The 250-nt window shown below is 46.4% G+C and carries 1 pseudogene; it reads right to left on the bottom strand.

Annotated elements, in window-relative coordinates:
• Positions 1-124: 124 nt before the first annotated feature.
• Positions 125-250, bottom strand: a pseudogene (locus C5748_RS27680) (IS630 family transposase); the annotation flags it as partial.

Below are 250 nucleotides of genomic sequence, written 5' to 3'. Positions count from 1 at the left end.
TTGAGCTGTTCGTACGGTAATTGCTTTTCTTTTTACTTATGGCAGATTCTCGGGACAAGCCCGAGAATGACGACGAGACAAGACCCCTTGTCGTATCAACGATTCAATTAATCCATGACAGACTCTATTCACCTGAATCTGAAGTTCGTCTCATTGTCTTCTGGCAGAAGCGCTTGACCGATGCGAGGATTTGGTCTGCGGATTTGACCCACCTGTAAGGGGTAGGGCTTTCGTTGTGGGCTTTGATAAA

The sequence above is a fragment of the Phyllobacterium phragmitis genome (assembly GCF_002980495.1).
In the GTDB taxonomy this organism is placed as follows: domain Bacteria; phylum Pseudomonadota; class Alphaproteobacteria; order Rhizobiales; family Rhizobiaceae; genus Paramesorhizobium; species Paramesorhizobium phragmitis.
The sequence above is the reverse complement of the archived record's forward strand: the minus strand, read 5'-3'. Positions and strand labels throughout refer to the sequence as shown.